Source organism: Pandoraea cepalis, from assembly GCF_902459665.1.
GTDB lineage: Bacteria > Pseudomonadota > Gammaproteobacteria > Burkholderiales > Burkholderiaceae > Pandoraea > Pandoraea cepalis.
This window is the reverse complement of sequence record NZ_CABPSL010000001.1, coordinates 905,196-923,299: the sequence shown is the minus strand read 5'-3', so window position 1 is coordinate 923,299 and position 18,104 is coordinate 905,196. Positions and strand designations below refer to the sequence as shown.

The following is an 18,104-nucleotide window of genomic DNA, read 5'->3' as shown; positions in this document are numbered from 1 at the left end:
GTTTCATGTCTACCGTCATTAAAGAAGACGACGTCATTCAGAGCGTCGCCGGTGCCCTGCAGTACATCAGCTACTACCATCCGGCCGATTACATCCAGGCACTGGGCCGGGCGTACGAGGCCGAGCAAAGCCCCGCCGCGCGCGACGCCATCGCGCAGATCCTGACCAACAGCCGCATGTGCGCCGAAGGCCGCCGCCCGCTGTGCCAGGACACCGGCATCGTGACCGTGTTCGTGAAGGTCGGCATGAATGTGCGCTGGGACGCCAAGCGCAACCTCACCGACATGATCAACGAAGGCGTGCGTCAGGCGTACATGCACCCGGACAACGTGCTGCGTGCCTCGATCGTGGCGCCGCCCGAAGCCGGTCGCAAGAACACGAAGGACAACACGCCCGCCGTCATCCACTACGAAATCGTGGAAGGCGACAAGGTCGACATCACGGTCGCAGCCAAGGGCGGCGGCTCGGAGAACAAGTCGAAGTTCGTGATGCTCAACCCGTCCGATTCGATCGTCGACTGGGTCGTGAAGACGGTGCCGACGATGGGCGCCGGCTGGTGCCCGCCGGGCATGCTCGGCATCGGGATCGGCGGCACGGCGGAAAAAGCCATGGTGCTCGCCAAGGAATCGCTCATGGACCCGATTGACATTCATGACGTCATCAAGCGCGGTCCGCAGAACTGGAACGAAGAGCTGCGTATCGAGCTGTTCGAGAAGGTCAACGCCCTCGGTATCGGCGCGCAAGGCCTGGGCGGCCTGGCGACCGTGCTCGACGTGAAGATCCTCGACTACCCGACGCACGCGGCGTCCAAGCCGGTCGCCATGATCCCGAACTGCGCGGCCACGCGTCATGCGCACTTCACGCTGGACGGCTCGGGCCCGTCGTTCCTCGCCGCACCGTCGCTCGACGCATGGCCGAACGTGCACTGGGCACCGAATACCGAGACGAGCAAGCGCGTCGACCTGGACACGCTCACGCCGGAAGAAGTCGCCAGCTGGACGCCGGGCCAGACCCTGCTGCTCTCGGGCAAGATGCTCACCGGTCGCGACGCGGCACACAAGCGCATCGCCGACATGATCGGCCGCGGCGAGCCGCTGCCGGTGGACTTCAACGGCCGCGCGATTTACTACGTCGGCCCGGTCGATCCGGTGCGCGACGAAGTCGTCGGCCCGGCGGGCCCGACCACGTCCACCCGCATGGACAAGTTCACCGACATGATGCTGTCGAAGACGGGGCTCGCCGTCATGATCGGCAAATCGGAGCGCGGCCCGGCCGCCATCGAGGCGATCAAGAAGCACAAGGCTGCGTACCTGATGGCCGTTGGCGGTGCCGCTTATCTCGTGTCCAAGGCCATTCGTGCGGCGCGCGTGCTCGCGTTCGAAGACCTCGGCATGGAAGCGATCTACGAGTTCGACGTCAAGGACATGCCCGTGACCGTGGCCGTCGATTCGACCGGCGTCTCGGTGCACCAGACTGGTCCGAAGGAATGGCAAGCCAAGATCGGCAAGATCCCGGTCGCTGCCGAGTAATGCGCCGTAAGGCGACGTAGCGCGAAGTAGCGCGCCACAACGCGACACCCGGTTGCCCCCGGCCGCAGACAGCCGGGTCAGCGCCTGCTGGACCGAGCCCGGCCTTCGCCGGGCTTTTTTTGTCCGCTCCGCGCCGATCCGCGCCATGCCGATCTCACACGAAGGAGCACGAATGGATCGCATTTCCATTTGCACCTTGGTTCACGAAAGGCCCGGCAAGGCTTGGCTTCCCAGCCTTTTCAGGCTACGCTTCAACCGCTCGCAAACCGAACAAGGCAGGGATTCCAAATGAAAGGCGACAAGAAAGTTCTCGAACTCCTCAACGCGCAGCTCACGAACGAGTTGACGGCGATCAACCAGTACTTTCTGCACGCCCGGATGTACAACCACTGGGGCCTCGCAAAGCTCGGCAAGCACGAGTACGACGAGTCCATCGGCGAGATGAAGCACGCCGACAAGCTGATCGAACGCATCTTCATGCTCGACGGCCTGCCGAACCTGCAAGATCTGCACAAGCTGCTCATCGGCGAGAACACGGAAGAAATCCTGAAGTGCGATCTGAAGCTCGAATACCTCTCGCAAAAAACTTGCAAGGAAGGGATCGCCCATTGCGAAAGCGTGAAGGACTTCGTCTCGCGCGAAATCTTCAACGAGATCCTGCACGACACCGAAGAGCACATCGATTGGTTGGAAACGCAAATCGAACTGATCGACAAGGTCGGTCTGCAGAACTATCAGCAGTCTGGCATGGCGTCGTTCGACGAATAAGGTCGCACGCCGCAGCACGCGGACGCACCACGCATCGCCGCACCGATATGGGTTCGCGGGCTTTGCGCTAGAATTCCAGGGCCGGCCATTTGCCGGCCCTTTTTCGTTTGCCATGCCCTCCAACGCGCCGATTGGCGTTTTCGATTCCGGTCTCGGCGGCCTGTCGGTGCTTCAGGCCGTACGCGCCCTCCTCCCGCAAGAGTCCCTGCTCTATGTGGCCGACTCCCGCTTCGCTCCGTACGGCGAGCGCCCCGACGCGTTCATCGAACAACGCACACTGGCGATCGGCCGGTGGCTGCGCGAGCGCGGTGCCAAGGCACTCGTCGTCGCCTGCAACACCGCGACGGCGCACGGCGTGGCAGCACTTCGCGCCGATGCCTCTTGGCCGGTCGTCGGCGTCGAGCCCGGCATCAAACCCGCAGCGGCAGTGTCGAAGCGCGGTGTAATCGGGGTCCTCGCTACGGCGGCCACGCTGCGCAGCACCCGGTTCGCCGATCTGCTCGCGCGCCACACCGCACAAGGCCAACGCTTCCTTTGCCAGCCGGGCCACGGGCTCGTCGAGCGCATCGAAGCCGGCGATGTCGACTCACCTGACGTCATGGCACTGCTCGAACGATACGTGGAACCGATGGTGTCGCAAGGCGCCGACACGCTCGTGCTCGGCTGCACCCACTATCCCTTCCTGATACCGGCCATCCAGCGACGCTTCGGCACGACGCTCTCCCTTATCGACACCGGTGCGGCCATCGCCCGGCAGCTTCAGCGGCGTCTCGAATCCGATGCCCTGATCGCCCCTCGTCTGCCCGACACCCGTGGCGACCTCAAATTGTTCGCCACCGCGAACGCAAGCGCGCTGCAGACGATGGCCGATCGGCTACTGCCCAACGCGCCACGCGTTCAGACGATCGAGATCGCCGACATTGCCGAGATCACGTCGGATGGCCCGGCCAGTCTCGATCCGCTCCCAAACCTTCCCATCATCTCCGCCTGAACCCGCGACCGCAAACCCCTGCTCGCGCCATGGAATAGGTCGACGGCACTTGCAAAACATCATCACTTGAATAATAATTATTCTCATTAGTGTTACATTTTGACGTTTTCATCATGATCGTCTGCGTCTGCAAATCCGTCTCCGAACGCCAGATCAAGGCCTGCATCGATGCCGGTGCCACCTCGATGGAAGATCTTCAGATCGACCTCGGCGTTGCGCTGTGCTGCGGCAAGTGCGGCCCTTATGTTCAGGAAATGGTGTCCGGTGCGTCGCCGTGCTGCGGCCGCTCGTGCGATGGTGGCTGCCAGTCAGCCCATGCGACGCCCTCCTCGGAAGTCGTGGTCGTGCGGGAACTGGCGCTGGCCGCCTGAGACGGCTCGCACCGTCACGCCCTCCCCCGATTGCCCTGCGGCATCGGCAGCGATTCTGCCGAGTGTTCTGCCTGGCATGTTTCCGAATCGCCTCTGCGGCCAAGTGTCGCATCGGCAACAGCGCCAGCCAACGGCGGCCTATGCGACGATTCGCATGTGCCGCCCAGCGCCAGCCAGCGACTTCTCACCCACCGGAGGTGTCAAATGGAACTCCTGATTGGCTTTGTGTCGACGCTATGTTTGTCGTTTTTTCTGTTTCGAAAGTGAGTTCGCGCACGGCGCTCGATTCATGCCGTCACTGTGTTCGCCGACCGCGCCGCTTGGCGCGGTTTTCCTTTCATCGTACGTCCCGGCCTATCCCGAACGTCGAGTCATCGCGCACCGCGCAGCGCTCGCCGTTCGTCGCCGCAATTTAGCGTACCCTAGCCGTTACCATGTCGACCGTGCCCCCTTCTGGCCTCACGCTCATGCCGAGCCGCGATCCGCTGATGTCGCCGCGCGCCGTCGCAATTGCGGCAGTGATCGTCGTCGCCCACATTGCCGCGCTGGTGGGCCTGTCGCACCTGCGAAATGCCCCGGCGCCGGCCACGATTGTGCCGACGGTCTTCACCGCCACCATCGTTCCGCCCCAACCGAGACCCGCGCCGCCGCAGGCATCCCCCCCCAAGCCCGCGCCCGAACCTCCGAAGCCAAAGGTCGCTCCGCCGCCGCCCAAGCCTCGCGTATCGGCGCCCAATGCCATCGCACAAAAGGCCGAGCCGGTAGCGCCGCCGCAGCCAAGTGCCGAGCCGGTGAAAGACACGGCACCTGTCGCGCCAGCGGCACCGCCAGCACCGGCACAGGCCGTCGCGCCGCCGGGCCGCGTCGAAGGGCTGAAACTCGAATGCCCGGATCCGCCGCTGATCTATCCGACGCAGTCACGCCGACTCGGTGAGGAGGGCGTCGCGACGGTAAGGATGGTCATCAATGTGCAAGGCCGAGTGGCGGAGGCAAACATCGTCAAGTCGAGTGGTTATCCGAGACTCGATAAAGCCGCCATCGAATCGGCCTACAAGATGCGCTGCGCTGCGCCGATGAAAGACGGACGCGCGGTAGAAACCACGGCGACGAAGCCTTTCAGATTCAACATCGACAATTAACGCAACCCTTCACGAACGGGATCTCCCGAGGAAAGCAAAATGCAAGAGTATGGTTTGAGCCACGTCTGGGCGCAGGGCGATTTCGTTACCCGAGCCATCGCGATCGTGTTGTTGGTGATGTCTGTGCTGTCGTGGACGGTCATCCTCATCAAGGGCACCCAGGTCTTCCGCCTGAGCCGCCTGACGCGCACCGCCGAGCCGGATTTCTGGCACTCGGAGAATTTCTCCGCCGGTCTGCAGAAGCTGGGGGAATCCGGGCAGAACAACCCGTTCCTCGCACTGGCCCTCGCCGGCCAGGACGCCGCCGAGCATCACCGCCAGAGCCAGCCGCACCTGCACGACAAGATGGATGTGAGCGACTGGATCACGCGCGCCCTGAAGAACTCGGTGGACGACACGGTGTCGCGCCTGCAAAGCGGCCTGGCCATGCTGGCGTCGATCGGCTCGACCGCACCGTTCGTCGGTCTGTTCGGCACGGTATGGGGCATCTATCACGCCCTGCTGGCGATCGGCGCATCGGGCCAGACGACGATCGACAAAGTGGCCGGCCCCGTGGGCGAGGCGCTCATCATGACCGCCTTCGGTCTGTTCGTCGCCATTCCGGCCGTGCTCGGCTTCAACGCCCTGACGCGCGCCAACAAGGGCATCGTGTCGAAGCTCAACCGTTTTGCCCACAGCCTGCACGCCTACTTCCTGACCGGCGCCAGCCTGCACCCGACGCAGTTCGCGACCAACGTCTCGCCGGTGCGCAAGTCCACCCCGGCCAGCGCCAGCTAAACCGCCGCGCCAGACAAGGAGTTCGCCATGGCTATGGGTTCATACAGCAGCGACGACGGTGCCGACGACGCCATGATGAGCGAGATCAACATGACGCCGCTCGTCGACGTCATGTTGGTACTGCTGATCATCTTCATCGTGACGCTGCCGGTGCTCAATCAATCGGTCAAGCTCGACCTGCCGCAGGCAAGCAGCCAGCCGGAAGACACCAAGCCGGCCAAGATCGATCTGTCGATCCAGGCCGACGGCACCGTCTTCTGGGACAAGCAGGTCGTCGACGAGACCGCGCTCAAGGCGCGCCTGGCGCAGGCCGCCGAAGCGCAGCCGCAGCCGGAACTGCACCTGTTCGCCGACAAGAACGTGCGCTACGAGAGCGTCGCCAAAGTGCTGGCGCAAGCGCAGACGGCCGGCATCACCAAACTCGGCTTCGTGACCGCCCCCGACACGAAATAGGTTTGACGCGTTCACGAATCGCGCAAGCGCGGTGCTCGTCACCGCGCTTTTTTTCGCCCATCGAATTCGCAAACGACGTCGTGCGGCCACATTTGGCCAGCATTGTTCCAATCGGGTAACAATCCTTCCTGCGTTACGGGCTACTCCCAGGGCCATGCGCCCCGATATAGTTTGGGCACGACATTGGACGCACAACGCCATCTCGGCGTGCGCCCCCCACAGGAGGTTTCCCCATGAGCACCCCGTCCGCCCGCCCGATCGCCCGCGTCTTCACGGCAGCGCAAACGCAGGAAGGCGCCGGTTTTCACGTCAATCGCCCGTTCCCGACACGCATGATGACGGACTTCGATCCGTTCCTCCTGCTCGACGAAATGGGGCCAATGCAAGTCGCCCCCGGCGACGCCAAGGGCGCCCCCGATCACCCGCACCGCGGCTTCGAGACCGTGACGTACTTGCTCGCTGGCGAAATGGAGCATCGCGACTCACAAGGCCACGCGGGCAAGCTCACGCCAGGCGATGTGCAGTGGATGACGGCCGGTGCGGGCGTCATCCACTCCGAAATGCCCTCGCAGGCCTTTCAGCAGCGCGGCGGCGAGATGCACGGCTTCCAGCTCTGGGTGAACCTGCCGCGCACGGACAAGATGATGACGCCGCGCTACCAGGAACTGCCGGCGGCCGGCATCCCGAGCGCGACCAGCGAAGACGGCAAAGTGTCGGTGCGCGTGATTGCGGGCGAGGCGCTTGGCACGCGCGCCGCCATCGAAACGCGGACGCCGATCCTGTACCAGCACTTCACGCTGCAATCGCAGGGAGTGCTCGATCATTCGGTGCCCACGGACTTCAACGTGTTCGCCTATGTGATCGACGGCGAAGGGCAATTCGGCGACGACGCCACTGTGGCCAAGACGCATCAGATGGTCGTATTCGGCGACGCCGGCGAGCGCATTGCCGTGCGCAACGTTAGCGACAGACCGATGTCGTTCCTGCTGATCGGCGGCAAGCCGCTGGGTGAGCCGGTGGCCCGCTACGGCCCGTTCGTGATGAACACGGAGGGCGAGATTCGTCAGGCGATTCTCGACTTCCAGGCCGGCCGAATGGGACGGATTCCGGCCTCGAGCACCACCGACTGAGGCGTCGTCGTCGGGGAGATCCCCGCCGTTCGTACCGGCCCGGTGAATTTGGGTCACAATGGCACGCAGAGTGCGTTGTGGCTCGACGTCTTCACCGGGCCGTTCTCATCCTCTCCCGATACGTTCCGTGACGTTCACCCTAACGTTGATTTGGCCCCCACAGGAGCTGCCATGGCTGCAGAAGCGATAGTCACCGCCCATCTGGGCGCCGCAGGTTTTACCACGCCTCTCTCGGACGGCAAGCATGAATGGCTGGCCGACGAGCCCGCGGCGCTCGGCGGCGGCGACCTCGGTCCCGCCCCTGCGGCGTTGCTGCTTTCCAGTCTCGGCGCCTGCACCTCGATCACGTTGCAGATGTATGCGCGGCGCAAGGAATGGCCGCTCAAGGAAGTGACCGTGACGCTCGCGATGAATCCGGACGGCAAACCGCCCGTCGGGACCACGCAAATCACGCGCAAAATCGAACTGGCCGGAGATTTGTCGGAGGAGCAGCGTCAGCGCCTCTTGGAAATCGCGAATGCGTGCCCAATTCACAAGGTGTTATCGGGCACCATTGCCATCGACAGTCTGTTGGTCGAGTAATATTCGGCGCGACGCCGGCATGCTGTCACCGCATGCCGGCCCGCACCGATGCACGGGGAGACTTTCTTGCAGTACGAACACCTGATCGAGGTCAACGACCTCCTGAATCCGCTGGCCTTCGCGTTGACGCGCGATCAACTGTGGCGCGGTCTCGTGCTGCGCGCCGAGCAACCGGAGACTTTCGTGCTCGGACTCGACAAGTGCATCGTGCACGAACGCACCGACGACTCGCTGACCCGCGAGCTGCGCTTCGGTGAAGCGGTGGTGCACGACCGGGTCGTCTTCGAGGCCCAGCAGTGGGTGCGCTACGAGACAGCGGCGACGGATCAACACGCGGGTGGCACCCTCACCATGCGTATCGAAGAACCGACGCCGACGCATTACTTCGTGCGCTTCACCTACAGCACCACACTGCAGGAAGACGCCGCCACGGCAGACACGCGCTATAGCGAGTTCGTGAAGTCCGCCTATCGTGAGGCCGATATCGACACCGTCGGGCAGATCCGGGCACTCGCCGAACAAGGCGCGCTGGGCTAAGCGATCATCGGCAAACGATTCGCCGGGCGTGGCGTGCCACCGTCCGGCGAATCCGCGATTAGCCACTCACTATTTGGAAATCACAGCAATAGCCATATTTAAATGTAAATGGTAATGATTCTCATTTATTATCTGTCTCATAGTCAGCCACACGGATGAGCGAGATGACCGCAAGCCACACCCCTGCCCGCCAGACCCCGCCCGCCATGGCACCGCGCCGCACGTTGTCGGCGTCACGTGCGCAAACGGATAAATCGGCCAGCCACACCACGGGGCGCGCGCTCACGAGCGAACACCTGCTGCAAGGCACGCAATGCGTGAACATCCTGCACAACGGACAGACGTATCAGTTGCGCGCCACGCGGTACGGCAAGTTGATCCTGACGAAATAAGACGCGCAATCCGTCACGAATTTTGGCGGCGGCACGACCACGACCGTGCCGCCCCGTTACCGAGTTTTGTGGGGACCACCTCGCCTAAGAGGTGTTTGGCAGTAGCCAGCGAATGCAACGCAATCCCATGTAGTTACGGCAAGCCCCTCTCTACCTGCGTTGCACGCCAGCCAAGCCGCTTTTTTTGTCCGTCCACGCGAGTTTCATTGATGTTCTCCTCGTGGCCCAGCCTGCCAAGCCTCAGGGGGTGGCCATCCGGCCTGACAAGCCTTTGACCCGTCCGCGAGGACGGGTTTTTCTTTGGTGCCGTCGAAAAAAAAGCATCGCCGAACTCATCGACGATGCTTTTTGTCCCTACGGATCTGTGGAGGCGGGCGAGTGCCCCGAGGCGCTCAGGCGCGCTTGACCGCCGCAATCCCAGCCCGCGCGATCTGGGCATCCTGCGTCGACTTCACACCGGACACACCGACCGCGCCAATCACGTTGCCGTCGATCACGATGGGCACGCCGCCTTCGAGCATCGCGGTGTTCGGCGCGCTCAGGAACGCAAAGCGGCCGCCATTGATCATCTCCTCGAACGCGCCGCTTTCACGACGGCCGACCGCGGAGGTCTGCGCCTTGCCCAGCGACATCATGGCCGTGCTGGGCGCCGCACCGTCCATACGATACAGCGACAGCGCGTGACCGCCGTCGTCGACGATCGTGATGCACACGTTCCAACCGTTCGCGGTGGCTTCGGCCACGGCGGCGGCGTTGATCTTCTGCACGTCTTCAACGCTCAGGACAGCTTTCGTCTTCATACGTCTCTCTCGTTTGAGGTTGGCAATTCAAGGAGCCCGCATCCATGCGTGACCCCGATTCGTTCGTCGTCCCTTTGAGACGCCGGTACTTCGTGGCATCGAAAAGGGAATGAAAAGCTCAATGCCCCACGGCCAGGGCCATCCATTCGCGCAGCGCCTGATGTGTGGTGCGCAAGCCACCGACGGTGGGCCACCAGCCGGGGATAACATCCGCTTCGAACGCATTCGCATTGCAGCACGGTGCGGGTACCACCGTCAGTCCAGCACGTTCGAACTGGTCGCGGGCCCGGCGCATATGCCAGGCGCTCGTGACCAGATAGACGCGCGACACGCCGACGTTCGCCAGCATACGCGCGCTGAAGGTGGCGTTTTGCGCCGTATTCAACGATTGTCCTTCGATCCAGCGCACCGGGACGCCGAATTCTTCGGTCGCGACTTGGGCCATCATGCGCGCCTCGACCACATCGCCAGTCGGACTGCCGCCCGAGACAAGCACCGGCAATTGCGTGCGACGCGCGAGCAGCGCGCCGTACCGCACGCGGGCCAACGTGGGGGCCTTCAGATCGGAATCGCGTTCACGCCCGAATTCTGGCGCGTGACGGGTCACCCCGCCACCAAGGATCACCACCGCCTGCGGCAGCGTCGCTGCCGCCCCGCTCACCCCGCGCGCGGCGTCGAGCGACTTGAGATCGATCGGGGAGCCGGTTTCCAGCGGTCGAGCCAACTGCCGGCCGAACCAAGGCATCGCCTGCACCCATAGCGCAAGTATCGCGACGATCGCCAACGTTTTGCCGACACGCGGACAGCGCCGCCCGATGGCGACGGCGAAACCCGCTAGCAGCAGTACATTGACCGGCGGCAGGAACAGGGTGACGAGAAGGGTGCGGGCAAGCCAATCGAAGGGCATCCGGCCAGTGTACTGGACTGCACTGCGCAGCGCACCTTTTCCCTATGACATTTTCCGTGCGATAGCTGGGCCTGACGTCAGGCTGTCAGGCCAGCAGGCTGCGCAGCATCCATGCGTTCTTTTCATGCAGTTGCATGCGTTGCGTGAGCAGGTCGGCGGTCGGCTCGTCGGAGGCGGCGTCGACCGTCGGGAAAATGCCGCGCGCGGTGCGGGTCACCGCTTCCTGCCCTTCGACCAATTGGCGAATCATCTCTTCGGCAGCCGGCACACCGTCGGCTTCGGGAATCGACGACAGCTTCGCAAACTCCTTGTAGGTCCCCGGCGCCGGGTAACCCAACGCGCGAATACGCTCGGCAATCAGGTCGACGGCCAGGGCGAGTTCATTGTACTGGCCTTCGAACATCAGATGCAGCGTGTTGAACATCGGACCGGTCACATTCCAATGGAAGTTGTGCGTCTTCAGGTAAAGGGTATAGGTGTCGGCCAGCAGATGACTCAATCCTTCGACGATACGCTTGCGATCCTTCTCGCTGATGCCGATATTCACGCTAGCCACATTGTTCTTCTTTGCCATGGTCCGACTCCGTTGGTGATGGTGCCCCCCGTCGTACTGTGGGGGCACACTGGACTGAAATGAAAATGCCGGCGCAGGCCGACGAATCCCGACTTCGGCGGGCATCGGTCCAGTCTATCGGGATCGTGTGACGATACCCGGCACGTCTGGATGTGATGCCTCTCACCCGCCGATGTTTCGCGCGAGCGCTCTCCGTACTTTCCTCGAGACGTGCGCGCTGGCATTCCGGTTACACTGCGCGCATGTCCGCCGACCCCGCAGATTCCGCCTACCGCCTGTCGATGCCCGACCGCCCGGCCGCGCACGACAAAGCGGACCGTGCCACGCCTCCCGCTCAAACGCCTCTGCCGCGCCAACTCCTGGTGACGCCCGATATCGCGACGCGCTCACAGATCGCCGGGTTCGCGTCACAACTCGCGCAAGCACTCGCCCGCGGCATCCGTCTGGTACAGCTTCGCAATCGTTCGCTCGATGCCGACAGCTACCGGGCCTTGGCAGAGAGCGCCCTGGCATTGACCCATGCGGCAGGTGCGCAACTTATCCTCAACCCGCCGCAAAGCGTTGCGGATCTCTGGCTCGACGCACCGAACAGCGTGCACGCCAGTACTGTCCCGCAGGCAGACGGCTGGCATCTGACGAGTGCGCGACTCATGGTCTGCGATGCTCGTCCCGCGGGCTGGAAGCTTGTCAGCGCCGCCTGTCACAACGCGGAACAGGTCGAACGCGCCACGCGTCTGGGCCTCGACTTCATTACGCTATCGCCCGTGCTCGTCACCGCGACGCATCCGGACGCCAAGCCGCTTGGCTGGCCCGCGTTCACCGCGCTCGCCGCGCAAACGTCGCTGCCGGTGTTCGCCCTCGGCGGCATGCGGGACGACGCCTTGTCGAGCGCGCGCCACGCCGGGGCCTACGGCATTGCCGCCATACGCGCCTTCTGGCCGTAGTCGACGCGCTCGGTCATGGCTTGCCGGGCTTCTCGGTGCTTAAGACTAATTCGCCTTATAAAAACGGTCGAGTTAATCGTTTTTATGTGCTCAATAGCTAAAAACAATACGCCGCAGCACCAAGCGACGGCGTATTGCACCTTCAAGCGGTAACGGAACGGGTGGGTCCCGGCGTATCAGTTCGATGTTGCCGGCAGATCGAGGGGAATCACGCCCGGCAGATGGCATCGGGCGATGGCTTGCGCCACGGCGTCGATGGCGGGCAGCCGCGTGAAGCTCTTGCGCCACGCCAGCACGACGCGACGGTCAGGCACTGGTGCCGAGAACGGCACATAGCGCAGCAGGCTGTCGGGCGCCTGCGTCTCGGGCACCGACGTCTTCGGCAGCACGGTGATGCCTACGCCGCTCGCGACCATATGGCGAATGGTCTCCAGCGACGAGCCTTCGAACGTCTTCTGGATACCGTCGGCATTCTGCGAGAAGCGCATCAGTTCCGGACACACGCCCAGGACGTGATCGCGGAAACAATGCCCACTGCCCAGCAGCAGCATCGTCTCCTGCTTGAGATCGCCCGCGTCGATGTGCTCACGCTCAGACCACGGATGCGAACGCGGCAGCGCCACGACGAACGGTTCGTCGTAAAGCGGGCGCACCATCAGGCCGCTCTCCGGGAACGGCAGCGCCATGACCGCCGCATCGATTTCGCCCTGCTTGAGCAGCTCGATAAGCTTGAGCGTGTAGTTCTCCTGCAGCATGAGCGGCATCTGCGGCGTCGTCTCGATCATCTGTTTGACGAGGGACGGCAGCAGATACGGCCCGATCGTGTAGATCACGCCCAGACGCAGCGGCCCGGCAAGCGGATCGCGCCCCTGCTTGGCGATTTCCTTGATGGCGATCGTCTGCTCGAGCACTCGCTGCGCCTGGGCAACGATCTGCTCGCCGAGCGGCGTCACGCTCACTTCGGCGGCGCCACGCTCGAAAATCTGTACGTTCAGCTCGTCTTCGAGCTTCTTGATGGCCACCGAGAGCGTCGGCTGGCTGACGAAACAGGCTTCCGCTGCGCGACCGAAATGGCGTTCGCGCGCCACCGCCACGATGTACTTGAGTTCCGTGAGGGTCATGTCGTCCTAACCTGTGTAAATTAATCGAATTACCGCAATCGATAGATTTTGTTTTTTATAGCACAATCGAGCGGCGATTGCCCGTTTTCGGTCGACGTCCGCGTTGATGCCAGCGCAGATGCGTCCGTTGACGCCTCGCCGCCCGACCGTCGCGCAGACACCGGCGTCATGCCTTCAGATAGTCTTCCCGCGCCCCGAGCCAGCGCTCCAGGTGCGCCGCCACGGCACCGGGGTGCGACGCGAGCAGCACATCGGCCGCCTCCTGGGCGCCCGGGATCAGCCACGCGTCCTCATTCAGATCGACGAAGCGCAACATCGCCGCGCCCGACTGCCGCGCGCCGAGAAATTCACCCGGGCCGCGAATCTCCAGATCGCGTCGCGCAATGACAAAACCGTCGGTAGTCTCGCGCATCGTTTGCAAACGGGCCTTCGCGCCCATCGACAACGGTGACGCATACATCAACAGGCACACCGATTCGGCCGAGCCGCGCCCCACGCGTCCGCGCAACTGGTGCAGTTGCGCAAGCCCGAAGCGCTCCGCATGTTCGATGACCATCAGCGAGGCGTTCGGCACGTCCACCCCCACTTCGATGACCGTGGTCGCCACCAGCAGATGCGTGTCGCCACGCGTGAAGTCGTCCATCACGGCCGCCTTCTCCGCCGGCGCGAGCCGCCCGTGCACGAGTCCCACACGCAACTCGGGCAGCGCCGCGACCAGTTGGGCATGCGTGTCGACGGCCGTCTGCAATTGCAGCGCCTCGCTCTCCTCGATCAGCGGACAAACCCAGTACACCTGGCGGCCGGCCAGCGCCGCCGCCCGCACGCGTTCGATCACTTCCGGGCGCCGCGTGTCACTGATCAGCTTGGTGACGACGGGACTGCGGCCCGGCGGCAACTCGTCGATCACGGAAACGTCCAGATCGGCGTAGTACGTCATCGCGAGCGTTCGCGGAATGGGCGTCGCGCTCATCATCAACTGATGCGGCATGGCGTTGCCGCCCATGCCGGCGGTTTGCATCTTGCTGCGCAGCGCCAGACGCTGTGCCACGCCAAACCGGTGTTGCTCGTCGACTACCGCCATGCCCAGTCGCGCAAACGTGACGGTGTCCTGAATGATGGCGTGCGTGCCGATGACCAGTTGCGCGTCGCCGCTCGCCACGCGCGCAAGGGCCTCGCGCTTTTCCTTCGCCTTCATGCTGCCCGCCAGCCACGCGACCTCGACGCCCAACGGCGCAAGCCAGCCCGAGAGTTTGCGCAGATGCTGCTCCGCAAGGATTTCGGTCGGCGCCATGATCGCCGCCTGATACCCCGCGTCGATGGCCTGTGCCGCGGCCAGCGCCGCAATGATCGTCTTGCCGCTGCCCACGTCGCCCTGAAGCAGGCGCTGCATCGGATGGGGTTCGGCAAGATCGGCGCGGATCTCAGCCCACACGCGTTGCTGGGCGTCGGTCAGGCGAAACGGCAGCGCCGCCTCGAAACGTTCGAGCAAGCCCCCCGGCACGCGGGCGCCGAGCGCAGGGGCCGCGAGCCGTCGACGCGCCGCCTGTGCCCGTTTGAGCGACAGTTGCTGCGCGAGCAACTCCTCGCACTTGATACGCAGCCATGCCGGATGCGAGCGCTCGACAAGCGCTGTCTCGGACACGTTGGGCGGAGGCGCGTGCAGCAGGTGGACGGCGTCGGACAACGCCGGGAGCGGATGCTCGGGCCCCATGACACGCTGGAGCAGTCCTGGCGGCAGCAACTCCGGCAACGGCGTGCGCTCCATCGCGTTGTGGATCGCTTTGCGCAGATATGCTTGCGACAGGCCCGCCGCGCTCGGGTACACCGGCGTGAGGGACTCCGGCAGCGGCGCGGCGGCGTCCTGCACCACGCGATACGCGGGGTGGACCATCTCCAATCCGAAGAAGCCGCCACGCACTTCGCCACGCACCCGCACGCGCGTGCCAACGGCGAGTTGCTTCTGCTGGCTGCCGTAGAAATTCAGAAAACGCAGCACGAGTTCGTGGCCGTCGTCCGCAATGCGTACGACCCATTGACGGCGCGGCCGGTAGGCCACTTCGCTTGACGTGACGACGCCCTCCACCTGCGCCAGTTCGCTCGGCAGCACTTCGCCGATCTTGCGCAGGGTGGTTTCGTCCTCGTAGCGCATCGGCAGATGTAGAATCAGATCGATGTCGCGCTTCAGGCCGAGCTTGGCGAGCTTGTCGGCCGTGCCCGAGCCGGTCGTCTTGCGCGCGGCGGCCTTCGCGTTTTTCGGTGACTGGGAGGACTGGGTGGACGTGGCGGGGGCCGCGTCGTCCTCCCCTGTCGGCGCGTGCGCCGGCGTAGCCGGGCGCCGGCCGCGCTTCGCTGCGGGACGTGGCGCGACATCGGCCTGTGCACCGGCGGCATCGGCAAGATCCACGAGGTCGGCGGGGGCGTCGTCAGGCGCGGTGGCGGGCATTCTGCGTTCGGTCATGCAGTCGCGAGTCGGGGACGTTCGGCCGTGAGGCGCACACCGTGCCGGCAGGCCTTCGGACGAACCAAGTAAAATGTCGGTTGCTACGCATTGTAAACGCTGATGTATACCCTTTCCGATTTCGATTTCGACCTGCCGCCCGAACTGATCGCGCAGACCGCGCTCACCGAGCGCACCGCCAGCCGCCTGCTGGAGGTCGACGGCAGCGTCACGCCGCCCCATCTGTACGACCGGCGCTTCGCCGATCTGCCCAGCCTGCTCGCCCCCGGCGACTTGCTGGTGTTCAACGACACCCGTGTCATCAAGGCGCGCCTGTTCGGCCAGAAGGCGAGCGGCGGCAAGATTGAGGTGCTCGTCGAGCGAGTGATCGACAACCGCACCGTGCTCGCGCAGATCCGGGCGAGCAAGAGCCCGACGCCCGGCACCGTGCTGCATCTGGCCGATGCGTTCGACGTGACCGTTGGCGAGCGCGTCGAACCGTTCTACACGCTGCACTTCCCGGACGACTGCTATACGCTGCTGGAGACCTACGGCCGCCTGCCCTTGCCGCCGTATATCGCACACGACGCCGACGCCGCCGACGAAACGCGCTACCAGACCGTGTATGCCCGCAACCCGGGCGCGGTGGCCGCGCCGACCGCCGGGCTGCATTTCGACGACAGCCTCTTCGCCCGCCTCGACGCACTGGGCGTGCACCGCGCCACACTGACGCTGCACGTGGGCGCCGGCACGTTCCAGCCGGTGCGCGTGGAGAACATCGGCGAACACAAGATGCACTCGGAGTGGTACGAAATCACGCCGTCGCTGGTCGACGCCATCGCCGCCACCCGCGCGCGCGGCGGCCGCGTCGTCGCGGTCGGCACGACGTCGATGCGTGCCCTGGAGTCGGCCGCGCAAGCCACGCTGGCTGCGGGCGGGGCGCCGGGCACCTTGCGCGCCGGCAGTGCCGAGACGGACATTTTCATCACGCCGGGCTACCATTTCCAACTGGTCGACCGGCTCATTACCAACTTCCACTTGCCCAAATCGACCTTGCTCATGCTGGTGTCGGCGTTCTCGGGGATGGAGACGATCCGCGCGGCCTACCGGCATGCGATCGAGCAGCGCTACCGCTTCTTCAGCTACGGCGACGCGATGATCCTCTCGCGCGTGGCGCCTCACGACGCGCCGAAAGCCGCCGCCTGACGCGGCACGGCCGTTGGATCGACGGCCGTGCGACCCGGTACAATAGCGGCTTGGCCGCGCATGGGGCGCCGGCCGCTTATTTGACGTCCTGTGCGGGCGCCGGCTTGTGTTGCCGGTGGTGCCGGGGCGCACGACACATGCTCAAGTTCGAACTCATCACCACCGACGGACAAGCCCGCCGGGGGCGCGTCACGCTCAACCACGGCGTGGTCGAGACACCCATCTTCATGCCGGTCGGCACCTACGGCTCGGTCAAGGCGATGTCGCCGGCCGAATTGGTCGAGAACAACGCCCAGATCATCCTCGGCAATACCTTCCACCTTTGGCTGCGCCCCGGGCTGGAGACGATCGCCGCCCACGGCGGGCTGCATCGCTTCATGGGCTGGGATCGTCCGATTCTCACGGATTCCGGCGGTTTTCAGGTATTCAGCCTCGGTGAGCTGCGCAAGATCAGCGAGGAAGGCGTGAAGTTCGCGTCGCCTGTGAATGGCGACCGTCTCTTCCTCTCGCCCGAAATCTCGATGCAGATCCAGCACGTGCTCAACTCGGACATCGTCATGCAGTTCGACGAATGCACGCCGTACGAGATCGACGGCCGCCCGGCCACGGAAGTCGAGGCCGGCCAGTCGATGCGCATGTCGATGCGCTGGGCCAAGCGCTCCATCGACGAATTCAACCGTCTAGAGAACCCGAATGCGCTGTTCGGGATCGTGCAGGGCGGTATGTACGAACATTTGCGCGACGAGTCGCTCGCCGGGTTGTCGGAACTGGACTTTCACGGCTATGCGATCGGCGGGTTGTCGGTCGGCGAGCCGAAGGAAGACATGATGCGCGTGCTCCAGCACGTGGCGCCGCGGCTGCCGGCGAACAAACCCCACTACCTGATGGGGGTCGGCACACCGGAGGACCTCGTGGCTGGCGTGGCGGCGGGCGTCGACATGTTCGACTGCGTGATGCCCACGCGTAACGCGCGCAATGGCTGGCTCTTCACGCGATTCGGCGATCTGAAGATCCGCAATGCGTCGCACAAGACCGATACGCGCCCTCTGGACGAAACTTGCGGCTGTTACGCCTGTCGAAACTTCTCGCGCGCCTACCTGCACCATTTGCAGCGAGCCGGGGAAATTCTGGGCGCGCGGCTCAACACCATCCACAACCTGCATTACTATCTCACGCTGATGCAGGAAATCCGGGATGCCATCGAAGCGCACCGTTTCGACGCTTTCGTCGCCCAGTTCCGGGCCGATCGCGCGCGCGGCGTGCATTGACGGCCGTCGCGCGCCAGCGGGCGCCGAAACCCCGGAGACCGGGGTTGGGCAGTGGTAAAATGTCGGGCTTGGATCCTGCATCCACGCACCGAAACACACGCCGCGCGTGTCCGGAGCTCCGGCCACACGCGGCTTTTACACGTCTTACATAAGGAGAACCGAACGTGCTGATTTCCAA

At 64.3% G+C, this 18,104-nt stretch carries 19 protein-coding genes; 14 read left to right on the top strand and 5 right to left on the bottom strand.

Annotated elements, in window-relative coordinates; all coding sequences use genetic code 11:
- The first annotated feature begins 5 nt into the window (after nucleotides 1–5).
- The 11 genes from PCE31106_RS04300 to hemP all read left to right on the top strand — a co-directional run bounded on the left by PCE31106_RS04300 (nucleotide 6) and on the right by hemP (nucleotide 8,669).
- On the top strand, nucleotides 6–1,529 hold the full coding sequence (locus tag PCE31106_RS04300; protein ID WP_150562485.1) for a fumarate hydratase: 1,524 nt from the start codon (nucleotides 6–8) through the stop codon (nucleotides 1,527–1,529).
- Between the two features lie 288 nt (nucleotides 1,530–1,817).
- Nucleotides 1,818–2,297, top strand: coding sequence for a bacterioferritin (gene bfr / locus PCE31106_RS04295; protein WP_017233118.1), 480 nt, complete (start codon nucleotides 1,818–1,820; stop codon nucleotides 2,295–2,297).
- Nucleotides 2,298–2,409: 112 nt separating this feature from the next.
- Nucleotides 2,410–3,288, top strand: a complete 879-nt coding sequence (gene murI / locus PCE31106_RS04290) for a glutamate racemase (RefSeq protein WP_150562484.1) — start codon at nucleotides 2,410–2,412, stop codon at nucleotides 3,286–3,288.
- A gap of 113 nt (nucleotides 3,289–3,401) precedes the next feature.
- A complete protein-coding gene (locus tag PCE31106_RS04285; RefSeq protein WP_017233116.1) occupies nucleotides 3,402–3,659 on the top strand; it encodes a (2Fe-2S)-binding protein in 258 nt (85 codons plus the stop codon).
- 488 nt (nucleotides 3,660–4,147) lie between these two features.
- Entirely contained in the window at nucleotides 4,148–4,798 is a 651-nt protein-coding gene (locus PCE31106_RS24455; protein ID WP_150562483.1) for an energy transducer TonB, read from the top strand.
- 39 nt (nucleotides 4,799–4,837) lie between these two features.
- The gene (locus PCE31106_RS04275; protein WP_017233114.1) at nucleotides 4,838–5,575 is read left to right on the top strand and encodes a MotA/TolQ/ExbB proton channel family protein; all 738 of its coding nucleotides are present in this window, start codon (nucleotides 4,838–4,840) and stop codon (nucleotides 5,573–5,575) included.
- A gap of 27 nt (nucleotides 5,576–5,602) precedes the next feature.
- A complete protein-coding gene (locus tag PCE31106_RS04270) occupies nucleotides 5,603–6,028 on the top strand; it encodes an ExbD/TolR family protein (protein WP_026131790.1) in 426 nt (141 codons plus the stop codon).
- 233 nt (nucleotides 6,029–6,261) lie between these two features.
- Nucleotides 6,262–7,158 carry a pirin family protein gene (locus tag PCE31106_RS04265; RefSeq protein WP_017233112.1) on the top strand — a complete coding sequence of 299 codons (897 nt, stop codon included), beginning with the start codon at nucleotides 6,262–6,264 and terminating at the stop codon, nucleotides 7,156–7,158.
- 171 nt (nucleotides 7,159–7,329) lie between these two features.
- Complete coding sequence (locus PCE31106_RS04260) at nucleotides 7,330–7,740, top strand: OsmC family protein (RefSeq protein WP_017233111.1); 411 nt, start codon at nucleotides 7,330–7,332, stop codon at nucleotides 7,738–7,740.
- Between the two features lie 66 nt (nucleotides 7,741–7,806).
- The gene (locus tag PCE31106_RS04255; protein ID WP_017233110.1) at nucleotides 7,807–8,277 is read left to right on the top strand and encodes an SRPBCC family protein; all 471 of its coding nucleotides are present in this window, start codon (nucleotides 7,807–7,809) and stop codon (nucleotides 8,275–8,277) included.
- 155 nt (nucleotides 8,278–8,432) lie between these two features.
- Nucleotides 8,433–8,669 carry a hemin uptake protein HemP gene (hemP, locus tag PCE31106_RS04250; protein WP_026131789.1) on the top strand — a complete coding sequence of 79 codons (237 nt, stop codon included), beginning with the start codon at nucleotides 8,433–8,435 and terminating at the stop codon, nucleotides 8,667–8,669.
- A gap of 392 nt (nucleotides 8,670–9,061) precedes the next feature.
- Here the strand turns inward: hemP and PCE31106_RS04245 are convergent, their stop codons facing one another.
- The 3 genes from PCE31106_RS04245 to PCE31106_RS04235 all read right to left on the bottom strand — a co-directional run bounded on the left by PCE31106_RS04245 (nucleotide 9,062) and on the right by PCE31106_RS04235 (nucleotide 10,950).
- Nucleotides 9,062–9,469, bottom strand: a complete 408-nt coding sequence (locus tag PCE31106_RS04245) for a GlcG/HbpS family heme-binding protein (RefSeq protein WP_017233108.1) — start codon at nucleotides 9,467–9,469, stop codon at nucleotides 9,062–9,064.
- A 118-nt stretch (nucleotides 9,470–9,587) separates the two neighbouring features.
- Nucleotides 9,588–10,376: a YdcF family protein gene (locus PCE31106_RS04240; protein ID WP_150562481.1), complete on the bottom strand. Its 789-nt coding sequence runs from the start codon at nucleotides 10,374–10,376 to the stop codon at nucleotides 9,588–9,590.
- A gap of 85 nt (nucleotides 10,377–10,461) precedes the next feature.
- Complete coding sequence (locus tag PCE31106_RS04235) at nucleotides 10,462–10,950, bottom strand: Dps family protein (RefSeq protein ID WP_017233106.1); 489 nt, start codon at nucleotides 10,948–10,950, stop codon at nucleotides 10,462–10,464.
- A gap of 242 nt (nucleotides 10,951–11,192) precedes the next feature.
- Between PCE31106_RS04235 and PCE31106_RS04230 the strand changes: the two genes are divergently transcribed.
- Nucleotides 11,193–11,894, top strand: a complete 702-nt coding sequence (locus PCE31106_RS04230) for a thiamine phosphate synthase (RefSeq protein ID WP_254440894.1) — start codon at nucleotides 11,193–11,195, stop codon at nucleotides 11,892–11,894.
- Between the two features lie 176 nt (nucleotides 11,895–12,070).
- On the opposite strand, the gene PCE31106_RS04225 is transcribed toward PCE31106_RS04230, so the two are convergent.
- Both PCE31106_RS04225 and recG read right to left on the bottom strand, forming a co-directional pair.
- A complete protein-coding gene (locus PCE31106_RS04225) occupies nucleotides 12,071–13,015 on the bottom strand; it encodes a LysR substrate-binding domain-containing protein (protein ID WP_017233103.1) in 945 nt (314 codons plus the stop codon).
- A gap of 166 nt (nucleotides 13,016–13,181) precedes the next feature.
- On the bottom strand, nucleotides 13,182–15,473 hold the full coding sequence (recG, locus tag PCE31106_RS04220; RefSeq protein WP_150562480.1) for an ATP-dependent DNA helicase RecG: 2,292 nt from the start codon (nucleotides 15,471–15,473) through the stop codon (nucleotides 13,182–13,184).
- A gap of 102 nt (nucleotides 15,474–15,575) precedes the next feature.
- On the opposite strand from recG, the gene queA reads away from it, so the two are divergent.
- Both queA and tgt read left to right on the top strand, forming a co-directional pair.
- A complete protein-coding gene (gene queA, locus PCE31106_RS04215; protein WP_150562479.1) occupies nucleotides 15,576–16,658 on the top strand; it encodes a tRNA preQ1(34) S-adenosylmethionine ribosyltransferase-isomerase QueA in 1,083 nt (360 codons plus the stop codon).
- 137 nt (nucleotides 16,659–16,795) lie between these two features.
- Nucleotides 16,796–17,926 carry a tRNA guanosine(34) transglycosylase Tgt gene (tgt, locus tag PCE31106_RS04210; RefSeq protein WP_017233100.1) on the top strand — a complete coding sequence of 377 codons (1,131 nt, stop codon included), beginning with the start codon at nucleotides 16,796–16,798 and terminating at the stop codon, nucleotides 17,924–17,926.
- Nucleotides 17,927–18,104: the final 178 nt, after the last annotated feature.